Here is a 21521-nt window from a genome sequence, read left to right on the forward strand (position 1 = left end):
GGGGTCGGGAGTTTCGCTCGGCGGGTCGCTCGGACCACCCGTCGAGGGCGGAGGGCTCGGCTTGTTCGACGGCGGCGTGCTCGGGTCCTTCGGACTCGGGCTCGAACCGGGCGTCTTCCCGCCGCCACCCGTCGGCTCATCACTCCGATGCCCCGGCAGCGCCCCCTTACCATCCGGCACCTCATGCGCGCCGCCGTCGCGGTAGAACTTCAGCCACGACAGCACCGTCCGCACATACGCGTCCGACGGGTTGTAGCTGAGGATCGCGCGCCGCAGATCGGCGTCGTTGGCGAGGTCGCGGCCGCCCGCGCACAGGTACTTCGCGGCGGCGAGGGCCGCGTCGTAGGCGTTGTTCGGGTCGCGCTTGCCGTCGCCGTTGGCGTCCTGGCCCCAGCGGTTCCAGGTGCCCGGGATGAACTGCATCGGGCCGACGGCGCGGTCGTGGGTCTTGTCCCCGTCGTACGCGCCGTTGTCGGTGTCGGTGATGTTGGCGAAGCCGTTGCCGTTGAGGACCGGGCCGCGGATGGGGCTCTTGGTGGTGCCCTCGGCGTCGACATTGCCGCCGCGGGCGTGGCCGGATTCGACCTTTCCGATGGCGGCGAGCAGCTGCCACGGCAGATTGCAGCCGGGCTGCGAAGTGTTGAGTTCGGCGGCAGCCTCCTGATACGCGTCGAGGAGGGTGGCCGGTATGCCCGCTTCGCCGCCGCCGGCCGGCGTCGCGCCGCTGCCTTCGGCCGGGGTCTTCAGCGGGGGGAGGTCGGTGTAGTACGGCCGCGAGTCGTCTCCGGATATGCCGGGCTCGTCGTCCGCCTGGGAGTCCGCGAGGTCGCTGTTCTTGCCGGGTTTGTCGGGGAGGAGTGCGGGGGCTCCGGAGGCTCCGAGCCCGGCCATGGCGACCGCGGCTATCGCCGCGCTCGCCGCCCCTCTTCGCAAACGTCGGCCGAAAGGCGCTGCCATTGCGTTACGTCCCCTCCTATGGCGCTTATTGCCGGGCATCCCGGCCCGCGGCCCGGCAATACGCGTGACAGTAACCCAACTTCAGGTGCGGATCTACCGGGCCCAAGCGACAGATTTGCGTCAGTCCTGGTCGGTCAGGACGCGGCCTTCCCGGCTTTGCGGCGCCGGGTCACCCAACTCGGCGTGGACGGCCCGCGCGACCCGTTCGACGGTGCGAACGCCGGTGTCCATGGAGGCGCTGCCCGTCGTCAGCACCGCGATGCGGTAGTCGCGGTCGCCGCCGCCGACCGTGCCGACGCTGTGCACGCGCCAGCCGCCCGAGGGGCGCGGCAGCCAGCCGTTCTTCAGCCGCACCCGGGCGCCTGCCGGGGCTCCGGCCGTTACGCCCCAGCGCTGGCCGGTGCGGATGTGGGCGAGCAGGTCGCGCATGTACGCGCGGGAGGCCGGGGTCGCGAGCGGCGAGTCCTTGCGGGTGAGGTGGTCGAGGAGGATGAGCTGGTCGCGGGCGGTGGTCTGGCTGAGGCCCCAGTAGCGGCCCCAGCCCAGCTCGGTGTCGCCGAGACCGGCCTTCTCGACGAAGCGCTGCATCCGTTCGCGGCCGACGTGGCTCCACAGCCGGCTGGCGGCGTTGTTGTCGGAGGCGGTGATCATCGGGCGCAGCTGCTGCTTCTCGGACGGGCTCAGCGTGCGGTGCTCCAGCTTCGCGCGGTACGCGACCGCCTGCATGATCATGAGCTTGGCGACGCTGGCGGTCTCGATGCGGCGGCCCGCGTGGTACGAGCAGTCGAGGCCGCGGCGGGCGTCGTGCACCGCGAACGCCGCGGTCCCGGGCCGCCCTTGCAGCGCCGTGCGCAGGCCGCGCTCCAGCTGCCGCGCGATCCCGGGGTGGTCCTCGGAGGCGCAGGTGACGGCGGCGGCCCGGGGGGTCGGCGCCGCGGCCGCCTGCCCCGGCAGCGCGCAGGCGAGCAGAGCCGCCAGCGTCACGGTGGGCAGGAAGCGAGGTGCGGCCGCGTGCGTAACGCGCATGGGGTGTACTCCGGCTGGCTGGTGGTCACATGAGGGACACACCAGCCTGCCGAACGCGATCACTTACCTGCCGCCGACGCGCCGGGCCGCGGCCGCCTTTCGCTCAGTGAGCAGCCGACTCCCAGTCAGGACCCACACCGACCGACACGTCCAGCGGCGCCCGCAGTTGCACGGCTCCCGCCATCTCCCGGCGTACGAGCTCCTCGACCTGCTCGCGCTCCCCCGGCACCAGCTCCAGCACGATTTCGTCGTGCACCTGCAGCAGCAGCCGCGAGCGCAGCTCCGCCGCCCGCAGCGCCTCGTCGACCCGCAGCATCGCGATCTTGACGATGTCGGCCGCGGTGCCCTGGATCGGCGCGTTGAGCGCCATCCGCTCGGCCATCTCGCGGCGCTGCCGGTTGTCGCTGGTGAGGTCCGGCAGGTAACGCCGGCGGCCCAGGATGGTCTCCGTATAGCCGGTGGCCCGCGCCTCGTCGACGACCCGGCGCAGATAGTCCCGTACGCCGCCGAAGCGCTCGAAGTACTGGTCCATCAGCTTGCGCGCCTCGGCCGCCTCGATGTTCAGCTGCCCGGAGAGCCCGAAGGCGGAGAGACCGTAGGCGAGCCCGTACGACATCGCCTTGATCTTCCGGCGCATCTCGGCGTCGACGCCGCTGCGCTCCACGCCGAACACCTGGGAGGCGACGGTGTCGTGCAGGTCCTCGCCGGAGGTGAAGGCCTCCAGCAGGCCCTCGTCCTCGGAGAGATGGGCCATCACGCGGAGCTCGATCTGGCTGTAGTCGGCGGTCAGGAGGGACTCGTACCCCTCCCCGACGACGAATCCGCGCCGGATGGCCCGGCCCTCGTCCGTACGCACCGGCACGTTCTGCAGGTTCGGGTCGGTGGAGGACAGCCGGCCGGTGGCCGCGACGGTCTGGCTGAAGGTGGTGTGGACGCGGCCGTCGGGCGCGATCGTCTTGATCAGGCCCTCCACCGTGGACCGCAGCTTGGACTGCTCGCGGTGGCGCAGCATGATCACCGGAAGCTCGTTGGTGGTCTGCGCGGCCAGCCACGCCAGGGCGTCGGCGTCGGTCGTGTAACCGGTCTTGGTCTTCTTCGTCTTGGGGAGGTTCAGCTCGCCGAAGAGCACCTCCTGCAGCTGCTTGGGCGAGCCGAGGTTGAACTCCCGCCCGGCCGCGTCATGCGCCTCCTTGACGGCCTGCTGCACCGCACCGGCGAACTGCTGCTCCATGGCCTGCAGATGCTCGCGGTCCGCCGCGATCCCGGCCCGCTCCATCCGCGCCAGCAGCGCGGATACCGGCAGCTCCATGTCGTGCAGCAGCTCGGCGGCGCCGACCTCGTCGAGCCGGGTGCCGAACGCCTCACCCAGGTCCAGCACCGCCCGTGCCTTACGCATCAGCGCATCTGCCTCGGCCTGCTCGTCGGCGCCGAGCGCCAGCTGCCCGTCGTCGGCCGCGGCGGCCGGCTCCAGCTCGCGGCCCAGGAACTCCACGGTCAGCGCGTCCAGCGCGAAGCTGCGCCGGCCGGGCTGCACCAGATAGGCGGCGAGGGCGGTGTCCATGCCGATCCCGGCGAGGGACCAGCCGTGCTCGCCGAAGACGCGGAAGAGTCCCTTCGCGTCGTGCACCGTCTTGGGCTTGTCCGGGTCGGCCAGCCAGGCGGCGAAGGCGCGCTCGTCGCCCTCGTCCAGCTGCGCCGGGTCGAACCAGGCGGCCGGCCCGCCGGCCGCGGCCAGCGCCACCTCGGCGACGCTGCCGGTGCCCAGCTTCCACGTGTCCACGGTGGCGAGGCCGAGCGGCTGCGCGCCGTGCTCGGCGAGCCAGCCGGCGAGCTCGCCGTCGCCGATGACGGTGCCGTCCACCTCGACCCCGGCCTCGGGGGCGGCCGGCTCGGCCTCGGCGACGCCCGGGTCGGCGGCCATCAGCCGGTCGCGGAAGTTCTGGTGCCGGAACTCCAGCGCGTCCAGCACGACATTGAGCGCCTCGCGGTCGTACGGCTGCCGCGTCAGCTCGTCCGGGCGGGCGTTCAGCTCGACGTCGCGCACCAGCTCGGTCAGGCGGCGGTTGAGCCGGACGGAGTCGATATGCGCCCGGAAGTTCTCGCCGCCCTTGCCGGTGATCTTGTCGGCGTTCTCCAGCAGGGCGTCGAAGGAGCCGAACTTGCTGATCCACTTCACGGCGGTCTTCTCGCCGAAGCCGGGGACGCCGGGGAGGTTGTCGGACGAGTCGCCGCGGATGGCCGCCACGTCGGGGTAGATGCCCGGCGGCACTCCGTACTTCTCCTCCACATAGGAGGGGGTCATACGGGCCAGCTCGGAGACGCCGCGCATCGGATACAGCACCGTGACGTGGTCCGAGACGAGCTGGAAGGAATCGCGGTCGCCGGTGACGATCAGGACCTCGAAGCCCTCGGCCTCCGCCTGCGTGGCCAGCGTGGCGATGACGTCGTCCGCCTCGAAGCCGTCCACGGCGAAGCGCCGCACATGCATGGCGTCGAGCAGCTCGCCGATCAGCTCGACCTGCCCCTTGAAGTCGTCCGGGGTCTTCGACCTGTTCGCCTTGTACTCGGCGAACTCCGCCGACCGCCACGTCTTCCGCGATACGTCGAACGCCACCGCGAGATGCGTAGGCGTCTCATCGCGCAGCGTGTTCGCCAGCATCGACGCGAAGCCGTAAATCGCGTTCGTCGTCTGCCCCGTCGTGGTGGAGAAATTCTCCGCAGGCAGGGCGAAAAATGCCCGATATGCCAGAGAATGTCCATCCAGCAGCATCAGGCGCGGTCGGGTCGTCTTCGGTCCGTTCTCAGCCACGAAAGCGATCCTCCCACGGACCACTGACATCGCCGTAACTCCGGACCACTCTCCCGCTACACCGCCCGCAGCACCAGCGTCACCGCCGCCGTCCCCGCGGCCAGGCCCAGCGCGGCGGCCGCCCAGCCGAAGCCGGAGCGCTGCCACGGCCGGCCCGCGTCCAGGGCCAGCCGGCCCGGGCCCGTGAAGGCGACGGCGGTGGCCGCCGTCAGATACGTCAGCGCCAGCTCGTATCCCTCGTAGACACCGGCTTCCAGCTCGGTCGCGATCGCGTTGATCATCGTGCCGACGATCGCCGCGCAGCCGAGCGGCGTCAGCAGCCCCGCGGCGAAGAGCAGACCACCGCCGGTCTCGCTGCACCCGGCGACCACGGCGAAGAGCTTGCCCGGCTCGTAGCCGTCCCCCGCCATCTCCCCGGCCTCCGCCTCGAGCCCACCACCACCGAACCAGCCGAACAGCTTCTGCGTCCCGTGCCCGGCGAGCAGCAGCCCGAAGACGACGCGTACTAGCAGCAGCCCGACGTCTTCTGCGCGCACGCCGGCCCGGGCGGCGGCGGGGCCGGCCTCTCCTGCGGGGCTCCTGATGCCCGAAGTGTCCATACTCATCCGCTCGTTCCCTTCGTGACGACAGCGCGCTCGGCACGATGCTGCTGGGCGGGCGGTGCGGATGGGCGGGACGGAGCGTGGATCGCGGCGGATTCAGTCAGGTCGCCGTGCCTCCGGCACACGGGCAGCCGCCTCGTAGCCGCTCAGGAACAAGTCCACACCGTTCTCGATGAGCCGCTCCACCAGCTGCGGATCCACGCCCCCGCTGTACTGACTCAGCACCAGGTGCGGATGCAGCACGAGCCCGGCCAGCTGCAGCGCCGCCACCTCGGTGTCCGCGATGCGCAGCCGGCCGCGGGCGACGAGGCGGTCGAGGGCCGCCGCGATCGCGGCATGCTGCCGCGTCGGCCCGCGCTCCAGCCAGGTACGGCCGAGTTCAGGGAAGCGCCGCCGCTCGGCGGCGATCAGGTCGCGCAGCGCGAGGACCTCGGGCGTGGTGAGGCCCTGCACCCAGGCGCGGCAGGTCTGCACGAGCGCGGCGCGCACGTCCACCGCCTCCGCCAGCCGCTCGTGGATCACTGCCTGGGACTCGCCGAGCGCCTCGTCGAGGGTCTGCCCGATGACGGCCATGAAGAGCCGTTCCTTGCTGCCGAAGTGGTTGTAGAGGGTGACCTTCGAGACGCCCGCCTCGGCGGCCAGCAGGTCCACTCCGGCACCGAAGCCCTCGCGCAGGAAGACCCGGCGAGCGGCGTCGAGGATCGCCTCGCGTTTACGGGCGGCACGCGGGCCACTGGGAACGGCCGGCGCCGGCGCGGCCTCGGCGCGGGTGCCCGCGGTCTTCCTGCGCGCGTCCATGAACGCTGCCTCTCCTAAGTGACTTCCGGCCCAGTCAACTCCGCCTATTCAACTGCACTGTTGAGTGCGCACGACAGCCGGTGGCCCTTGACAAATGAACCATACAGTTCAGTACGGTTGACCGAGTGCGCTCCCACCGGAAGGGACATCCATGCCACAGCGACCACCGCCCGACTTACCCGAGCTCCCCGCCCTGCTCGACGAATGGTGCGAGCATCTCTTCGCCTCCTTCCCCCGCCGCGACCAGCGCGAAAAAGGCAGGCTCTACCTCCGCGGCCTGCTCACCGCCCACGGCCGCAAATCCATCCGGCACATCGCCGGCGACCGCGCCGGAACCGCCCAGGAACAGCGCCTGCAGCACTTCATCACCGGCTCGACCTGGCCCTGGATGCCGGTACGGGCCGCCCTCGCCGACCGCCTCGCCGGCGCCGCACCACCGGCGGCGCACGTGGTACGCCCGCTCAGCCTCCCCAGATCCGGCACCCAGTCCGTCGGCATCGCCCGCCGCTACGACCCGTACCGCGGCCTCACCTACCGCGGCCAGCAGGCCATCGGCGTCTGGCACACCACCGCCCGGCTGAGCGCACCCGTGCACTGGCGCCTGCTCCTCCCCGGGGACCACCCCGCGGCCGAAACCATCCAGGACTGCGCCGCCGCTGCCGTCATGGAGGCCACCCGGCTCACCTGCCACCGCCGGCCCGTCATCCTCGATCTGCCCGCCACCGGTACGGCCCTGGATCACCTCACCACGGCCGGCCTGCCCGCACTGGCCCGCACCAGCACCCACGCGGCCTGCACCATCGCCGACCCCGCGCTGCGCGGCTACACCGGCCGCACCCTGCCCGCCCGCCGCATCCTCGCGCTGCGCGCCCGGTTACGGCACCGCACCCCCGGCGCCGTCACGGTCCGCGTCACGCTGCCGCACCGCTCCGGCCACGTGCTGCACTTGTTCGCGACCGGATCCGCCCCACCACACCTGTGGCTCGCCAACACCCATGCGGCACCGAGCGGCAGCCCCACCGCGCTCGTCGCCCGCGTACGCCAGGACCTCGCCCGCATCGGCACCCGTGTCGGCCTGGCGGACTTCGAAGGCCGCTCCCTGGCCGGCTGGCACCGCCACATCACGCTGGCCTCAGCCGCGCACGCGGCGACCGTACTCGCGCTGCGGACACCGGAAGCCGCCCCGGCCACCACCACCGGGGCCGTCAGGCACCTCGCCTGAGGCGGCCCGACCGCTCAGCCCGCCGCCCGCCCGTTCTGCGGTGCCACGTCCCGCAGCAGGCACGTCAGCCGCGCCGTGCACACCCGGCGGTGCTGTTCGTCCGAGATCACGACCTCGTACGTGGCCGTCGTCCGGCCCCGGTGCACCGGCGTCGCGACGCCCGTCACCACGCCGCTGCTCAGGCCGCGGTGGTGGGTGCAGTTCAGGTCCACGCCGACTGCCATCTTCATCGGGCCGCCGTGCAGCATCGCGCCCACCGAGCCGAGGGTCTCGGCCAGTACGGCGGAGGCGCCGCCGTGCAGCAGTCCGTACGGCTGGGTGTTGCCCTCGACCGGCATCGTGCCGACCACCCGGTCGGGGGACGCCTCGAGGACCTCCACGCCCATCCGCTGCCCCAGTGCTCCGGCGGAGAACAGCGCCTCCAGATCCACCCCGACGCCGGCGAAGCGGTTCAGGACCTCCGCCGGGAACTGCGTCTTCGTCCTGGTCGCGGTCCGGCTGTTCTGCTCGGCCATGGGGAGCGGCTCCGATCGGGTGCGGCCGCACGTCCTCGAGTCGAGCGGCCTTGCTGCGTACAACAGGTGATGGATGCAGTCTGCACCCTTACCTCACCGCACCGCTGTGACCGCCGTCTCCGACGTCGGCTCGAGCCGCACGACGAGTGACTTGCTCGCCGGCGTATTGCTCGTGTCCGCCGTCGCGTCCAGCGGGACGAGGACGTTCGTCTCCGGGTAGTACGCCGCCGCGCACCCGGGCGCCGTCGCGTAATGCACCACCCGGAACCCCGGCGCCCGCCGCTCGCGCCCGTCCTGCCACTCGCTGACCAGGTCGACATACGACCCGTCGGGCAGCCCGAGCCGCTCCGCGTCATCCGGATTCACGAGCACCACCCGGCGCCCGCCCTTGATCCCCCGATAGCGGTCGTCGAGCCCGTAGATGGTGGTGTTGTACTGATCGTGCGACCGCAGCGTCTGCAACAGCAGCCGCCCCTCCGGCACCTCCGGATACTCCATGCCCGCCGTCGTGAAATTCGCCTTCCCCGTATGCGTGGGGAACCGCCGCTCGTCGCGCGGCGCATGCGGCAGCGTGAAGCCGCCCGGCCGCTCCACCTTCCGCTCGAAGTCCTCGAAGCCGGGCACCACCCGGGAGATCCGGTCCCGGATCCGGCGGTAGTCGTTCTCGAACTCCGCCCACGGAACGACGGACCGCTCACCGAGCACCGCCTGCGCCAGCCGGCACACGATCGCCACCTCGGACAGCAACTGCCCACTCGCAGGCGCCAGCCGCCCCCGCGACGCGTGCACCATGCCCATCGAATCCTCGACGGTGACGAACTGATCCCCGGTCGCCTGCCGGTCCCGCTCCGTACGCCCCAGCGTCGGCAGGATCAGCGCCCGCGCGCCCGTCACGACATGCGACCGATTCAGCTTCGTCGATACGTGCACGGTCAGCCGCGCCCGCCGCATCGCGTCCTCGGTCACCTCGGTGTCGGGCGACGCGGAGACGAAATTCCCCCCGACCGCGAAGAACACCTTCGCGTCCCCGTCCCGCAGCGCCCGGATCGCCCGCACCACGTCATGCCCGTGCCGCCGCGGCGCCGCGAACCCGAACTCCTTCTCCAGCGCATCGAGGAAGGCCGCCGCAGGACGCTCGAAGATCCCCATCGTGCGATCGCCCTGCACATTGCTGTGCCCGCGCACCGGGCAGACTCCCGCCCCCGGCCGCCCGATATTGCCGCGCAGCAGCAGGAAGTTGACGATCTCCTTGATGGTGGGCACCGCGTGCTTGTGCTGCGTGAGCCCCATCGCCCAGCACACGACGGTCTTGTCGGCGGCGAGCACCATCTCCAGGGCCTTCTCGTACGCCTCCATGCCGAGCCCGGTCGCCTGCTCGAACGCGTCCCGGTCGAAGGCGCGGGCGCACTCCTCGTACGCCTCGAAGCCATGGGTGTGGGCGGCGACGAAGTCGTGGTCGACGGCGCCGGCCTCGAAGATCCCGCGGGCGAGGGCCCGGAAGAGTGCCTGGTCGCCGCCGATCCGCACCTGGAGGAAGAGGTCGGTGAGGGGGGTGCCGCCACCGGCGAGCCCGTGGGCCGTCTGCGGATTCTTGAACCGCACCATGCCCGCCTCCGGCAGCGGGTTGACGGTGATGATGCGGGCGCCGTTGGCCTTCGCCTTTTCCAGGGCGGTGAGCATGCGCGGGTGGTTCGTGCCCGGATTCTGCCCGGCGACGATGATGAGGTCGGCCTGGTAGAGGTCCTCGAGCAGGACGCTCCCCTTCCCGACTCCGAGGGTCTCGGAGAGGGCGGACCCGGACGACTCGTGGCAGAGATTCGAGCAGTCGGGGAGGTTGTTCGTACCGAACTCGCGGGCGAAGAGCTGATAGAGGAACGCGGCCTCGTTGCTGGTCCGTCCGGACGTATAGAAGACGGCTTCGTCAGGGGACGCGAGGGCGTTCAACTCCTCGGCGATGAGCGAGAAGGCCTTTTCCCAGGACACCGGTTGGTACGTGTCGGAGCCCTCGTCGAGGAACATCGGCTGGATCAGCCGCCCCTGCTGGCCGAGCCAATAGCCGCTGCGGCGGGCGAGGTCGGAGACGGGGTGGCGGGCGAAGAACGCGGGCGTGATGCGCCGCAGCGTGGCCTCCTCGGCCACCGCCTTCGCCCCGTTCTCGCAGAACTCCGCCGCATGCCGCTTGTCCGGCTCCGGCCAGGCGCAGCCCGGGCAGTCGAAGCCCTCCTTCTGGTTCACGCGGAGGAGGGTGAGGGCGGTGCGCCGTACGCCCATCTGCTGCTGCGACATGCGCAGCGCGTGGGTGATGGCGGGAAGACCGACGGCGGAGTCCGGCGGGGGGCTCACCTCGGGGGCGTCTTGAATCGGGTCGCCTGCGGGAGCTTTGCCAGCCATGGAGGGTCACCTTCTCGGAGGTTGTGCACGCTCTTCGCATCCTGCCACGGGCCGCCTTCGCCGGGTCCCCCGGCGTGGCTGCGGCGAGCCCTCGCCCGCGGGCGCATGATCGACTCCATGGAGAACACCACCTTGACGCACCCGCCTGTCGCGTACGCCTGCATGCTCGTCCGCACTCCGGCGGAGACGGCCTTCCGGGCCTTCGCCGATCCGGCGGTGACGACGCGGTTCTGGTACAGCAAGAGCAGCGGGCCGCTGGTGGCGGGGGCGTCGCTGCGGTGGGAGTGGGAGACGTATGGCGCGGCGGCGGATGTGTGGGTGGAGGAGGTGCGGGAGCCGGAGCTGATCCGCTTCGCGTGGGGGAATGCGGAGCGGCCGACGGTGGTGGAGGTGCGGTTTACGGGGCGGGGGGCGGATGCCACGTTCGTGGAGGTGCGCGAGACGGGGTTTATGGGGTCCGGGGCCGAGGTGGTGTCCTGGCTGAACGACACGGTCGGGGGCTTCACGACGGCGCTGTGCGCGATGAAGGCGTGGCTGGAGCACGGGATCGAGCTCGGTGCGGTGCCGGATCATCATCCGGCGTGAACTCCGCCGCAAACGAAAGATCGCCACCCATGTGGGTGGCGATCAGCGGAGTCGAACCTTCGAATCGAAGGAAAAGTGCCCCGGGTCGGACTCGAACCGACACTGTATGGGTTTTGAATCCATCGTCTGCTGCCAATTGGACTACCGGGGCCCAGCGGATCGCAGGTCTACGACCTACCAGCGTTAGTAGAGCTTACAGGAGGTAGGTACCCTCGTGGGTGCCCCCTGCCCCGGAACCTCACCGAGGAGCGCACCACCGTGAGCGCCGCCGACGACGCGACCACCCCGGCCACGCCGGATGCCGAGCCGAGCCCCGCGGATACCGCGGGGGACGAGCATGTGCCGCCGCAGACCACCCGCGTGGTCATTGCCGAGGACGAGGCCCTGATCCGGCTCGATCTCAAAGAGATGCTCGAGGAGGAGGGGTACACCGTCGTCGGCGAGGCCGGCAATGGTGAGGAGGCGGTGAAGCTCGCGCAGGAGCATCGGCCCGACCTCGTCATTCTCGATGTGAAGATGCCCGTCCTCGATGGCATCTCCGCCGCCGAGCAGATCGCGGCTGACTCCATTGCCCCCGTCCTCATGCTCACCGCCTTCTCGCAGCGCGAGCTCGTCGAGCGGGCGCGGGACGCCGGCGCCATGGCGTATCTCGTGAAGCCCTTCTCCAAGAGCGACGTCGTCCCCGCCATCGAGATGGCCGTCTCCCGCTTCACCGAGCTGAAGACGCTCGAGAGCGAGGTCGCGGACCTCACCCAGCGGCTCGAGACCCGCAAGCTCGTCGACCGCGCGAAGTCGATCCTGCAGACGCAGTACGGGCTGACCGAGCCCGCCGCCTTCCGGTGGATTCAGAAGACCTCGATGGACCGGCGGCTGTCGATGCAGCAGGTGGCCGAGGCCGTTATCGAGGACGACTCGGAGAAGAAGAAGGCGAAGAAGAAGGACGGGGAGTAGGGGCGGGGGTCGGCTGCACTCGGCCTGCCGCGGGCGGCGCCTTTCGTACGAGCCATTCCGTCACTCCCGTCGCCGGGCCGCGGCCGGCCAGCAGCAGCGCGCCCGCCAGTGCCGCGCCGAGGATGGCGCCGGCCGCCACGTCGTGCGGGTAGTGGGCGCCCACCAGCACGCGGAGCAGCGCCGCGGCCGCGCCCAGGGGCAGGGCCAGGGCGGCCCAGCGCGGGCGCAGCAGCGTTACGCCGATGGCCAGGGCCGCGGCGATGGTGGCGTGGTTGCTGGGGAAGGACCAGTCGCCCGGGGGCGGGCAGGTGGCGAGGGCGTCGACGCCCGGGACCGTACGGCACGGGCGGGCCTCGTCGACGGCGAGCTTCAGGGCTTCGCTGATGCCGTACGCCGCGACGGTCGCCGCTCCGGTCAGGCCGACGCCCGCCAGCGCGGAGGCGTCGCGCCGGCGCAGGGCCGTCCAGGCCAGCCATCCCAGCAGTGCGGCGAGCGCCAGCAGTGTGCCCTCGGTCGCCGCCTCCAGCAGGGTGTGCGCCCAGCCGGGGGTGTCGGCCGCCGCGTCGCTGAGGGTGCGGTACGCGTCCGCCGAGGCGCCGTCGCGTATCTCCACGGGGTCCGGGGTACCCACACCGCCGGGGGCGAGCCAGACGAGAGCGGCGACGGCCGCCGCGAGGAGTCCGGCGGCGAGCGCGAGTGCCCGAGCGGCGGCGGCGGCGGTAGCGGGGGCTGCAGCGGAGGCGGTGTTCGTGCGCTGTTCAGCTGGAGTTCGTCGTCCCATGACCGGGACGCTACGGGCGATCACTCCCCCGCTTCCGCCGTCTAACGGCAAGACCCACCCCTGACGAAAGTAAGGGGTGGGTCCGGTCTGCCGTAAAAAGCGAGCTGTCAGTCCTCGCCCAAGTACGCCTTCCTGACCGACTCGTCGTGCAGGAGCTCCTGCCCCGTACCCGACAGGACGATCTTTCCGACCTCCATCACATGCCCGTGATTCGCGAGCGACAGCGCCGCCTGGGCGTTCTGCTCGACGAGCAGGATGGTGGTGCCCTGCGACTTGAGCTCCTGGATGGTCTCCATGATCTTCTGCATCATGATCGGCGAGAGGCCCATGGACGGCTCGTCGAGCATCAGCAGCTTGGGACGCGACATCAGCGCCCGGCCCATGGCCAGCATCTGCTGTTCACCGCCCGACAGGGTGCCGGCGGCCTGCTTGCTGCGTTCGCCCAGGATGGGGAAGAGCTCGTAGGCGCGCTGGACGTCCTTGTCGATTCCCGCGGCGTCGCGGCGCAGGAAGGCGCCGAGCAGCAGGTTCTCCAGGATGGTGAGGCGCGGGAAGATGCGCCTGCCTTCCGGGGAGTGGGCGAGGCCCATGGCGACGATCTTGTGGGCGCCGACGCCATTGAGCGGCTGGCCGTCGAAGAAGATCTTGCCGCCGGCCGGCTTGAGCAGGCCGCTCAGGGTCCGCAGGGTCGTCGTCTTGCCGGCGCCGTTGGTGCCGATCAGGGTGACGACCTCGCCCGCCTCGACCTTGAACGAGATGCCTTTGACGGCTTCGATCTTGCCGTAGGCGACGCGGAGGTCCTCGACCTCGAGCAGTGCGGTCATCGGTCGGACTCCTTGCTGTGCTCGGCCGCCGCCACTTCGGCGGCTTCCTCCGCGCCCGGTGCGCCTTCGAAGGGGGTGCCGAGGTAGGCGGCGACGACGCGCTCGTCACTCTGGACCTGGGCGGCCGTGCCTTCGACCAGCTTCTCGCCCTGTACGAGGACGGCGACCCGGTCGCACAGGTTGAAGATGAAGCGCATGTCGTGCTCGATGACGAGGACGGCGATGCCCTGGTCGCGGATGGCGAAGACGAGGTCCTGGGTGGCCCTGGTCTCCTGCGGGTTCATGCCCGCGGTGGGCTCGTCCAGGAGGAGCAGGCCCGGTTCGCTCGCCAGCGCGCGGGCGATCTCGAGTTTCCGCTGCTCGCCGTACGGGAGGTTGCGGGCCAGGTGGTCGCGCTTCTCCGCCAGGCCGGTGAACTCCAGGAGCTCCATGGCGCGGGCTTCGCTCTCCCGCTCGGCGCGCTTGAAGCCGGGGCCGCGGAGCAGCGCCGACCAGAGGCCTTCCTTCGTCCGGGTGTGCCGGCCGACCAGAACGTTCTCCAGGACGGTCATGTTGGCGAAGAGCCGGATGTTCTGGAAGGTGCGGGCCACGCCGGCCTGGGTGACCAGGTGGGAGCGGGCCGGCAGGACCTTGCCCTTGTAGTTGACCTTGCCGTCGGTGGGCGTGTAGAGCCCGGTCATGCAGTTGAAGAGGGTGGTCTTGCCGGCCCCGTTGGGGCCGATGAGGCCGACGATCTCGCCCTCGTTGACCTGCAGGTCGACGTCGCGTACGGCGGTGAGACCGCCGAACCGCATGGTCACGCCGCGGGCGTCGAGGACGGTGGCGCCGGTCTGGGTGACCGGGATGGTGTCGCTGGTCATGTCGTTCACACCCCAACCTTGGTGAGGCCGGGTTCTTCGCCCTTGGGTACGTCGAGTTGCCCGGTTTCCTTGAACTCCAGTTGCTTGCGGCGGTCGGCGATCAGGCCCTCGGGGCGGAAGCGCATGAGGAGGATGAGTGCGACACCGAAGATGAAGAGCTGGTAGTCCGCCAGGAACTGCAGCTTGTTCGGGATGAGGTAGAGCAGCGATGCGCCGATCAGCGGTCCGGTGACGGTGCCCATGCCGCCGAGGATGACGGCGGCGAGCAGGAACGCGGAGTTCGGCGGCACGGCCTCGACGAACTTGTACTGGGTCGGGGTGACCGTGTACGTGACGTGCGCCTGGATGGTGCCGGCGAAGCCGGCGAGGGTGGCGCCGAGGGCGAAGGCGAGCAGCTTGAGCCGGAAGCCGTTGATGCCCATGGCGCGGGCGGCGGTCTCGTCCTCGCGGATGGCGACCCAGGCACGGCCGATACGGGACTGGTCGGCGCGCCGGAAGACCATCACGACGACGGCGGTGAACAGCAGCATCAGCAGGAAGTAGTTGGAGAACCTGCCGAGCTCGACGCCGAGGATCGTGTGCGGCTCACCGAAGTTGAAGCCGAAGATCTCCAGTTCGGGGATGGACGGGATGCCGTTGGGGCCGTTGGTGAGGTCAGGCCCTGAGGTGCCGTCCATGTTCTGCATGGCGATACGGAAGATCTCGCCGAAGCCGAGGGTGACGATGGCGAGGTAGTCGCCGCGCAGCCGCAGGGTGGGGGCGCCGATCACGACACCGAAGACCAGCGAGGCCAGGGCGCCGGTGAGGACGGCGGCCCAGAACGGGAAGGTGGTCCCGATCGGGGAGCTGGGGGCTCCGGAGACGAGGGCCGCGGTGTAGGCACCGACGCCGAGGAACGCCACGTAGCCGAGGTCGAGGAGGCCGGCGAGGCCGACGACGACGTTGAGGCCGAGGGCGACCGTGGCGAAGATCAGGATGTTCGTGCCCAGGGAGGCGTACTGGTCGCTGCTCTGGGTGAACGGGAACGCAAAGGCGGCGACGAAGGCCGCGGTCGCGGTGACGTTCTTGTGCTTGCCGGTGAGCCGGGCCAGCTGCTTGGTGAGGCCGGCGCGGCCGATGGCGGGCGCGAGGAAGGCGATGAAGATGACGTAGCCGAGGAACGGCGAGCCGTCTTCCGCGTCGATGCCGTAGGTGAAGGCGTACAGCCCGAGGCCGAAGGACCCGGCGATGATCAGGAGTTCGGCCCAGGAGGGCAGCTCCTTGGCTTCGCGCGCGGTCGGGGCCTTCAGGGAGTGCACGAACTTCTGCCAGGCGTTGGCCGGCGGGTCTTCCCCGGCGGGTACGTCGGCGGGAAGGCCGAGCGCGCCGAGGGCGAGGATCAGGGAGGCGACCAAGGCGATCCAGCCGCCGGGCTCGAGGTTGGCGAGCCCGCCGAGTTCCACCGCGATGGCGATGACCGTGAACGCGGTGGTGGCGAAGACGCCGAGGGCCAGCAGCCGGACGGCGCTGTTGCGGCCGCCGGGGGTGAGCCAGCGCAGTCCGCGTACGCCCTGGGTGGAGAGGGTGAAGGCGAGGACCAGCAGGGAGCCGACGAGGGTGAGCAGCTGCAGTCCGCCGGGGTAGCCGGTGACGGTCAGATTGCCCGGGAACTCGTCGGTCCAGGTCCAGGCGAGCCAGGTGGACGCGAAGGTGGCGACGGCGCCGACGAGGGTGGTCAGCCGGGCGCCGGCGGCGGGCAGGGGGATGACGCCCGCGGGCGTCTCGGTGGTGGGTGTGGTGACAGTCATGCGTATCACGCCCGATCCGCGACGCGTTCGCCGAGCAGGCCCTGGGGCCGCAGCAGCAGTACGAGAATGAGCAGGACGAAGGCCCAGACGTCCTTCCAGGCTCCGCCGCCGAAGGAGGCGAATCCGGGGACGTTCTCGATGTAGGCCGTTGCCATGGACTCGGCGAGGCCGAGCACGACGCCGCCGATCATGGCGCCGTAGATGTTGCCGATGCCGCCGAGGACGGCGGCGGTGAACGCCTTGAGGCCGGCGATGAAGCCCATCTTGAAGTTGACCTCGCCGTAGCGCAGGCCGTGCGCGATGGCGGCGATGGCGGCGAACGCGGCACCGATGGCGAAGGCCATCACGATGATGCGGTCGGTGTTGATGCCCATCAGCTTCGCGGTGTCCGGGTCCTGCGAGGTGGCCTGCATGGCGCGCCCGGAGCGGGTCTTGGAGACGAAGAGGCCGAGGGCGATCATGCACACCGGGGCGGCTATCAGCAGGAAGAGGTCGCCGCGCTCGATGCTGAAGGCGCCGAAGTCCAGGCGCGGGCCCGTGAATTCCGGGAAGGTGCGGGACTTGGTGGCGTCCGGGTACCAGGCCCAGATGGCCTGCTGGAGTGCGATGGACAGGCCGATCGCGGTGATGAGCGGCGCCAGCCGGGGGCCGCCGCGCAGCGGCCGGTAGGCGAAGCGCTCGGCGCCGACGCCGACGAGCACGGAGCAGACCACGGCGAAGAGGATCATGAGGGGCAGGGCGAGGGCCAGGCTGGTGCCCTCGGGCAGCCACAGGAACGCGGTGAGCGCGCCGAAGCCGCCGATCATGAATATCTCGCCGTGGGCGAAGTTGATGAGCTGAACAATGCCGTAGACCATCGTGTAGCCGATTGCGATGAGTCCGTACAGCGCGCCGAGTAGCAGGCCGTTGGCAAGTTGCTGCGGCAGATCGTTCACCGCGGGGCCTCCGAAGGGTTGTCAGATATGGCCGCGCGGGGGCGCTGTGGCGCCCCCGCGCGTTAGGTGCATCAGTGGGCCTGGTTACCTCGGGTTGGTCACTGACCGCCCTCGAACTCACCGCTCTTGACCGGGACGTGCTGCAGCTTGCCGTCCTTCTTCTTGACCTCGTAGAGGGACAGCTGCTTGTTGGTGGTGTCGCCGAACTCGTCGAAGCCGACCTCACCGGTGACGCCGGAGAACTTGATGTCCTGCATGGCCTCGGTGATCTGCTTGCGGGCGTCGTCGCCCTCGGGCAGCTTGCCGTCGTTCTTCTCCACGACGGCCTTCACGGCCTGGATGATCGCCCAGGTGGAGTCGTAGGCGTAGCCGCCGTAGGCGTCGTAGCCCTCCTTGTAGCCCTCCGCCTTGTAGCCCGACATGAACTTCTTGGCGGTGTCCAGGGTCTCCAGCGGGGCGCCGACGGAGCTGGCGATGTCGCCCGCGGCGTTGGCCTTGGCGAGCTTGACGTACTCGGGGCTGAACAGGGCGTCGCCGCCGACGGTCGGGATCTTCGCCCCGGCCTTCTTGATCTGCGCGGCGAGCGGGGCACCCGCGGGGTACTCCATGCCGGCGTAGACGAAGTCGGCGTTGGCGGCCTTGACCTTCGTGGCGACGGCGGAGAAGTCCTTGTCCTCCGGGTTGATGTGCTCGGTGCCCACGACCTTGCCGCCGAGCTTCTTGAACTCTTCGGCGAAGGTGCCCGCGAGGCCGGCGCCGTAGGTCTTCTTGTCGTCGATGACGAAGACCTTCTTGAGCTTCTTCTCCTTGAACATGTAGTGCGCCGCGTACGGGCCCTGGATGGCGTCCGTGGTCGAGGTGCGGAAGTAGGTCTTGAAGGGGCGGGCCTTCTGGTCGTCCTGCCACTTCTCGCCCTGGGTGAGCGCCGGGTTGGTGTTGGCCGGCGAGACCTGGACGAGGTTGGCGTCGGCGAAGACCTTCTGCATCGACTGGCCGACGTCGGAGTTCAGCGGGCCGACGACGCCCATGACCTCCTTGTTGCCGACGAGCTTGGTGGCGTTGGTCTGGCCCTGGGAGGCCTGCGCCACGTCGTCGAGGCTGGTCAGCTCGAACTTGACGCCCTTGACCTCTTTGTTCTTGTTCGCGGTCTTGACCGCGAGGTCGGCGGAGTTCTTGATGCCGAGGCCGAGGGCGGAGAGGTCGCCGGTAAGCGGCGCGTCCAGACCGATGGTGACGGTGGTCGTCTCGTCACCGCCTGACTTGTCGCCCTCGTCGCGGGAGCCGCACGCGGAGAGCGTGAGCGCTCCTACGGTGACCCCGGTGGTAAGTATGAGCAAGGAACGGTGACGCACGATCAGTCCTTTCCCCTGGCGGCCTCCTCGCATGAGTGGCCGTTTCGCGGTGCCGCATCCGTATGATCTGCGCCGCGGTGACTGGCCGTGACTCTAAGGCGCGGCTAACTCGTGTGGCAGAGGTGCAGGCCATGCTGTGACTCTCTTGTTATGACCGACACCACATTGGCCTCCCGGGGAGCGGTGACCTACCTCACCTCTTCGCAGAGCGGACACGCTCGGGGACTCAAAGTTGCTGTTGGGGTCATGTACCGGGTGAGGCGGCGCGCTTGGGGTGTTCGCATAGCGCACGGAGTGCCGCGGACAGGTCGGTGGCGTACCGGTCGCCGAGAATGGCGCTGTAAACCTGTATTGCGCGCGTGTTACGGAGCGTCACGTCGAGAAAGGCCATGCTGGCGTTGAGTGGTACCCCGGCGCACTGTTCGACCTCGAACGTAACGGTGAATTTCACCTTTTGGCCCGGCGGCAGCTTTATCGGCAGCGGCGGTCCGGCCTTCAGGTGGAGGCCATCGTAGCCCTGGGTGACATGGGTGAGAGCGGCACCGGTGGAAGATTCCGCCGTCAATCGAACGTGAAATACCTTTTGCCCGGAAATAGGGCCATCGATTTCGACGTAGTGCAGCTCGGTGGACTGCAGCGGATACGGCATCAGCGACTCGGTCGGCACCGTCGGCACCGGGGTCGCGGGCCTGGTGGCCAGCCCGTATCCAGTGAGTCCGGCGAGCAGCAGCAGCCCGGCCGTGATGATCACGGAGCGCCGGGTGCGGTCGGGCAGCGCCGTCCACCGGTCGGTGAGCCGCGGCTCGTCGTGGCCGAGCACCTCCGGCTCCGGCGGGGCGTCCATGCCGGAAAGCTAAGTGCGCCGCGGCGGCACGGCAAGTCGCTTGCCACCGCGGCGAGTTGGGGTGATAGGAGGGTCAGGGGAGCTTTACGTGCGGGGCCAGGAAGTCGCGGGCGCCCGTGGTGTCCAGGCGGTAGGTGACGTTGGTGGCGTAGCACGGGGTGTCGCCGGTGACGGTGGTGGCGGCGAGGATGAGTTTGCCGCCGATATGGGCGAAGTTGGGACCGCCGGAGTCGCCGTAGCAGGCGCCGCCGTCGCCCTGCTGCTCGTGCATGCTGAGGCGGATCCAGGCGTCGTTGAGGGCGTTGTACGACACCGGCGCCTTCATCCGTACGCCGCCGCCCGGGTGCACGTGCCCGCCGGGGAGCCGCTCGGCCTCCTCGGTGCCGTAGCCGACGACCGTGAAGTCGGTCTTCTTCAGACCCTGCGGGCCGAGCTTGGACAGCTGCCCGGCGGTGGGGAGCGTGGCCGGGGTGAAGCTCCAGCGCTTCGCGAGGGCCTTGGCGTCGACGTTCACCACGGCGATGTCGTGGGTGTCGGAGGACGGGCCCGGATAGCCGGGGTGGCTGACGGCGGTGCCCGGGACGGCGACGGCCGCCGAGATGGCGTCGGCGTCGCCCGGGTGCGCGGCGTGTGCGGCGTCGAGGGCGCCCTGCACGTCCTGGTCGAGGGATACGGAGAGCTTGGCGCCCTCGGGCCAGTCGGTGGTGCAGTGCGCGGCGGTGAGGAAGGTGTCGGCGTCGACCAAGGTGCCGGAGCAGAACCAGTCGACGCGGTCCGGGGTGGCCGGGTCGGCGTCGTTGTCGTACTGGACGATCAGGGCGCCGGTCTCGGTGCGCTCGGGGGCCGGGGTGGCGTTGTAGGAATTGATCGCGGCGGCGGGCTGCGCGGCGAGCACGGCGGCTATCGCGGCGGTGGCCGCGGCGGCGCCTGCGACGAGCTTCGGGGTACGTCTCACGAGCACCTCTCCGGTGTGTGGCGCCGCGGGGTGGCGGCGACTCGCTGGGTATTAAAGCGCGTCGCCGCCACCCCTGGACCCGGTTGGTTCAGCTCAGCTGCTCGGTGCGGCAATCGCGGGGCGGTTCGCCCGACTTGATCAGGCAGACCCGTAGCGCCACCGAGTCGGGGCCGGCGACCGAGCCCGTCGTGCTGTAGCAGGAGTCCGCCATCTGCGGGTCGGTCCTGGTGATGAACTCCGCGTTCGTCGCCGGGTCGTAGCCGGTGGCCCGGACCGCGTAGCCGTCGGCCTTCGTGTCGCAGACGCGCAGCTTCGCGGTGCCGTCAGCGAAGGTCGTGAGGTTGCCGTTGCCGGACTGTCCCTCCGCGCCCGCGACGACACCGGCCGACTTGCCGACGGCCTTCCCCGGCAGCTTGAGGTCGACCACCAGCGCGCGGTGGTCGGAGTCCGGCTGCTGCGGCACGGCGGCCGCCGCGATGTCGAGCGAGGGCGAGGCGTACGCGTAGTCGATCCGGGCGATGGGCGTGTCCGCCGGGAAGGTGCAGCCGGCGTCGCCGCGGTGCAGGGCCGTCCACGCGTCGACCCAGCCGGCGTCGGCGAACCAGGGGATCAGCCGGTCGTACGGGCGGGCGTTGAAGTCCCCGGTCATCACCACCGGCTCCTTCGCGCTGCCGAGCGCCTCGATGGTGGCGCGCGCCTCGCCCTCGCGCTGCGCGAGGCCTGGCTCGTCGTAACCGGCGGAGTAGTGCGTGGTGTAGACCCAGACCTTGGTGCCGCCCACGTCCACCTGCACGCCGTGCAGCCCGCGCCGCACATGCTCGCCCTCGGGGAGCGGGATGTGCTTCTCCTGCTCGATGGGGAATTTCGACAACAGCATGTTGCCGGCCTCGCCGGTGTGCCCGCCGGTGTTGTTCTCGCTGTTGGTGCGGTAGGTCGCGTACGGGTAGAGGTCCTTGAGGTTCTCCGCGAGCACGGTGGGCTGGTCGCCGTGCCAGGCGTCCTTGTGGTGGACCTCCTGGAGTCCGATGACGTCGGCGTTCTGCGCGCGTATCGCCGCCGCCGTACCGTCGAGGTCGTCGGTGCCCGGCACGGCGTCGTCGGCGTCGACCGGGATGCCGAAGTGGATGTTGTACGTCGACACCCGCAGCGTGTCGCCGGCCGCCGCGGGCGCGGGGTCCTTCCCATCGCAGTCGTCGACCCCCGGAGCCTCGGGGGCGGCCTCCGGTGCGGGCTGCGAGTGCGCCGTCACGCTGCCGCCCGCGAGCAGTGCGGCCGTGGCGAGGGCGGCGACGAGGTGGCGTCCGGCTCTCTTCCGATGGAGCATGCG

19 protein-coding genes and 1 tRNA gene are annotated in these 21521 nt (G+C 70.4%); 3 read left to right on the top strand and 17 right to left on the bottom strand.

Annotation, left to right across the window (positions count from 1 at the left end):
* The 5 genes from G5C51_RS12365 to G5C51_RS12385 form a co-directional block, all read right to left on the bottom strand.
* Positions 1–957 (bottom strand): lytic transglycosylase domain-containing protein (locus tag G5C51_RS12365; RefSeq protein ID WP_165236426.1); only part of this gene is annotated, 957 nt, incomplete at its 3' end.
* A gap of 120 nt (positions 958–1077) precedes the next feature.
* Positions 1078–1983 carry a serine hydrolase gene (locus G5C51_RS12370; RefSeq protein WP_165236428.1) on the bottom strand — a complete coding sequence of 302 codons (906 nt, stop codon included), beginning with the start codon at positions 1981–1983 and terminating at the stop codon, positions 1078–1080.
* Positions 1984–2086: 103 nt separating this feature from the next.
* On the bottom strand, positions 2087–4822 hold the full coding sequence (gene polA, locus G5C51_RS12375) for a DNA polymerase I (RefSeq protein ID WP_165236430.1): 2736 nt from the start codon (positions 4820–4822) through the stop codon (positions 2087–2089).
* 26 nt (positions 4823–4848) lie between these two features.
* Positions 4849–5397, bottom strand: a complete 549-nt coding sequence (locus G5C51_RS12380; protein ID WP_165236432.1) for a DoxX family protein — start codon at positions 5395–5397, stop codon at positions 4849–4851.
* Between the two features lie 93 nt (positions 5398–5490).
* Positions 5491–6192, bottom strand: coding sequence for a TetR/AcrR family transcriptional regulator (locus tag G5C51_RS12385; RefSeq protein ID WP_165236434.1), 702 nt, complete (start codon positions 6190–6192; stop codon positions 5491–5493).
* Positions 6193–6343: 151 nt separating this feature from the next.
* Between G5C51_RS12385 and G5C51_RS43760 the strand changes: the two genes are divergently transcribed.
* The gene (locus G5C51_RS43760; protein ID WP_165236436.1) at positions 6344–7414 is read left to right on the top strand and encodes an IS701 family transposase; all 1071 of its coding nucleotides are present in this window, start codon (positions 6344–6346) and stop codon (positions 7412–7414) included.
* 14 nt (positions 7415–7428) lie between these two features.
* On the opposite strand, the gene G5C51_RS12395 is transcribed toward G5C51_RS43760, so the two are convergent.
* Both G5C51_RS12395 and G5C51_RS12400 read right to left on the bottom strand, forming a co-directional pair.
* Complete coding sequence (locus G5C51_RS12395; protein ID WP_165236438.1) at positions 7429–7929, bottom strand: PaaI family thioesterase; 501 nt, start codon at positions 7927–7929, stop codon at positions 7429–7431.
* A gap of 93 nt (positions 7930–8022) precedes the next feature.
* The gene (locus G5C51_RS12400; protein ID WP_165236440.1) at positions 8023–10320 is read right to left on the bottom strand and encodes an FdhF/YdeP family oxidoreductase; all 2298 of its coding nucleotides are present in this window, start codon (positions 10318–10320) and stop codon (positions 8023–8025) included.
* Positions 10321–10437: 117 nt separating this feature from the next.
* On the opposite strand from G5C51_RS12400, the gene G5C51_RS12405 reads away from it, so the two are divergent.
* Complete coding sequence (locus G5C51_RS12405; RefSeq protein ID WP_206313745.1) at positions 10438–10905, top strand: SRPBCC domain-containing protein; 468 nt, start codon at positions 10438–10440, stop codon at positions 10903–10905.
* Between the two features lie 76 nt (positions 10906–10981).
* On the opposite strand, the gene G5C51_RS12410 is transcribed toward G5C51_RS12405, so the two are convergent.
* Positions 10982–11056 (bottom strand) — tRNA-Leu (locus tag G5C51_RS12410).
* Between the two features lie 188 nt (positions 11057–11244).
* On the opposite strand from G5C51_RS12410, the gene G5C51_RS12415 reads away from it, so the two are divergent.
* Complete coding sequence (locus G5C51_RS12415; RefSeq protein WP_165236488.1) at positions 11245–11856, top strand: response regulator; 612 nt, start codon at positions 11245–11247, stop codon at positions 11854–11856.
* Here the strand turns inward: G5C51_RS12415 and G5C51_RS12420 are convergent.
* The 9 genes from G5C51_RS12420 to G5C51_RS12460 all read right to left on the bottom strand — a co-directional run bounded on the left by G5C51_RS12420 (position 11804) and on the right by G5C51_RS12460 (position 21518).
* Positions 11804–12637, bottom strand: a complete 834-nt coding sequence (locus G5C51_RS12420) for a phosphatase PAP2 family protein (protein WP_165236442.1) — start codon at positions 12635–12637, stop codon at positions 11804–11806. The two genes, G5C51_RS12415 and G5C51_RS12420, sit on opposite strands and share 53 nt — an antisense overlap.
* Positions 12638–12744: 107 nt before the next feature.
* Complete coding sequence (locus tag G5C51_RS12425) at positions 12745–13461, bottom strand: ABC transporter ATP-binding protein (RefSeq protein WP_165236444.1); 717 nt, start codon at positions 13459–13461, stop codon at positions 12745–12747.
* On the bottom strand, positions 13458–14321 hold the full coding sequence (locus G5C51_RS12430) for an ABC transporter ATP-binding protein (protein ID WP_165236446.1): 864 nt from the start codon (positions 14319–14321) through the stop codon (positions 13458–13460). The genes G5C51_RS12425 and G5C51_RS12430 overlap by 4 nt, the downstream gene beginning before the upstream one ends.
* 5 nt (positions 14322–14326) lie before the next feature.
* A complete protein-coding gene (locus G5C51_RS12435; protein WP_165236448.1) occupies positions 14327–16108 on the bottom strand; it encodes a branched-chain amino acid ABC transporter permease in 1782 nt (593 codons plus the stop codon).
* Between the two features lie 5 nt (positions 16109–16113).
* Complete coding sequence (locus tag G5C51_RS12440; RefSeq protein ID WP_165236450.1) at positions 16114–17043, bottom strand: ABC transporter permease subunit; 930 nt, start codon at positions 17041–17043, stop codon at positions 16114–16116.
* Positions 17044–17141: 98 nt separating this feature from the next.
* On the bottom strand, positions 17142–18395 hold the full coding sequence (locus G5C51_RS12445) for an ABC transporter substrate-binding protein (RefSeq protein WP_165236452.1): 1254 nt from the start codon (positions 18393–18395) through the stop codon (positions 17142–17144).
* A 244-nt stretch (positions 18396–18639) separates the two neighbouring features.
* Positions 18640–19239, bottom strand: a complete 600-nt coding sequence (locus G5C51_RS12450) for a hypothetical protein (protein WP_165236454.1) — start codon at positions 19237–19239, stop codon at positions 18640–18642.
* A 73-nt stretch (positions 19240–19312) separates the two neighbouring features.
* A complete protein-coding gene (locus G5C51_RS12455) occupies positions 19313–20194 on the bottom strand; it encodes a trypsin-like serine protease (RefSeq protein ID WP_165236456.1) in 882 nt (293 codons plus the stop codon).
* Positions 20195–20282: 88 nt separating this feature from the next.
* Entirely contained in the window at positions 20283–21518 is a 1236-nt protein-coding gene (locus tag G5C51_RS12460; RefSeq protein WP_165236458.1) for an endonuclease/exonuclease/phosphatase family protein, read from the bottom strand.
* Between the last annotated feature and the right edge of the window lie 3 nt (positions 21519–21521).

Origin of the sequence: Streptomyces coryli, assembly GCF_011044975.1 — a bacterium.
GTDB classification, from domain to species: Bacteria; Actinomycetota; Actinomycetes; order Streptomycetales; family Streptomycetaceae; genus Streptomyces; species Streptomyces coryli.

Excerpts from the sequence above, each read along its gene's own strand:
- G5C51_RS12370 (WP_165236428.1), bottom strand. The coding sequence starts at position 1,983 with ATGCGCGTTACGCACGCGGCCGCACCTCGCTTCCTGCCCACCGTGACG.
- polA (WP_165236430.1), bottom strand. The coding sequence starts at position 4,822 with ATGTCAGTGGTCCGTGGGAGGATCGCTTTCGTGGCTGAGAACGGACCG.
- G5C51_RS12380 (WP_165236432.1), bottom strand. The coding sequence starts at position 5,397 with ATGAGTATGGACACTTCGGGCATCAGGAGCCCCGCAGGAGAGGCCGGC.
- G5C51_RS12385 (WP_165236434.1), bottom strand. The coding sequence starts at position 6,192 with ATGGACGCGCGCAGGAAGACCGCGGGCACCCGCGCCGAGGCCGCGCCG.
- G5C51_RS43760 (WP_165236436.1), top strand. The coding sequence starts at position 6,344 with ATGCCACAGCGACCACCGCCCGACTTACCCGAGCTCCCCGCCCTGCTC.
- G5C51_RS12395 (WP_165236438.1), bottom strand. The coding sequence starts at position 7,929 with ATGGCCGAGCAGAACAGCCGGACCGCGACCAGGACGAAGACGCAGTTC.
- G5C51_RS12400 (WP_165236440.1), bottom strand. The coding sequence starts at position 10,320 with ATGGCTGGCAAAGCTCCCGCAGGCGACCCGATTCAAGACGCCCCCGAG.
- G5C51_RS12405 (WP_206313745.1), top strand. The coding sequence starts at position 10,438 with ATGGAGAACACCACCTTGACGCACCCGCCTGTCGCGTACGCCTGCATG.
- G5C51_RS12420 (WP_165236442.1), bottom strand. The coding sequence starts at position 12,637 with ATGGGACGACGAACTCCAGCTGAACAGCGCACGAACACCGCCTCCGCT.
- G5C51_RS12425 (WP_165236444.1), bottom strand. The coding sequence starts at position 13,461 with ATGACCGCACTGCTCGAGGTCGAGGACCTCCGCGTCGCCTACGGCAAG.
- G5C51_RS12430 (WP_165236446.1), bottom strand. The coding sequence starts at position 14,321 with ATGACCAGCGACACCATCCCGGTCACCCAGACCGGCGCCACCGTCCTC.
- G5C51_RS12435 (WP_165236448.1), bottom strand. The coding sequence starts at position 16,108 with ATGACTGTCACCACACCCACCACCGAGACGCCCGCGGGCGTCATCCCC.
- G5C51_RS12450 (WP_165236454.1), bottom strand. The coding sequence starts at position 19,239 with ATGGACGCCCCGCCGGAGCCGGAGGTGCTCGGCCACGACGAGCCGCGG.
- G5C51_RS12460 (WP_165236458.1), bottom strand. The coding sequence starts at position 21,518 with ATGCTCCATCGGAAGAGAGCCGGACGCCACCTCGTCGCCGCCCTCGCC.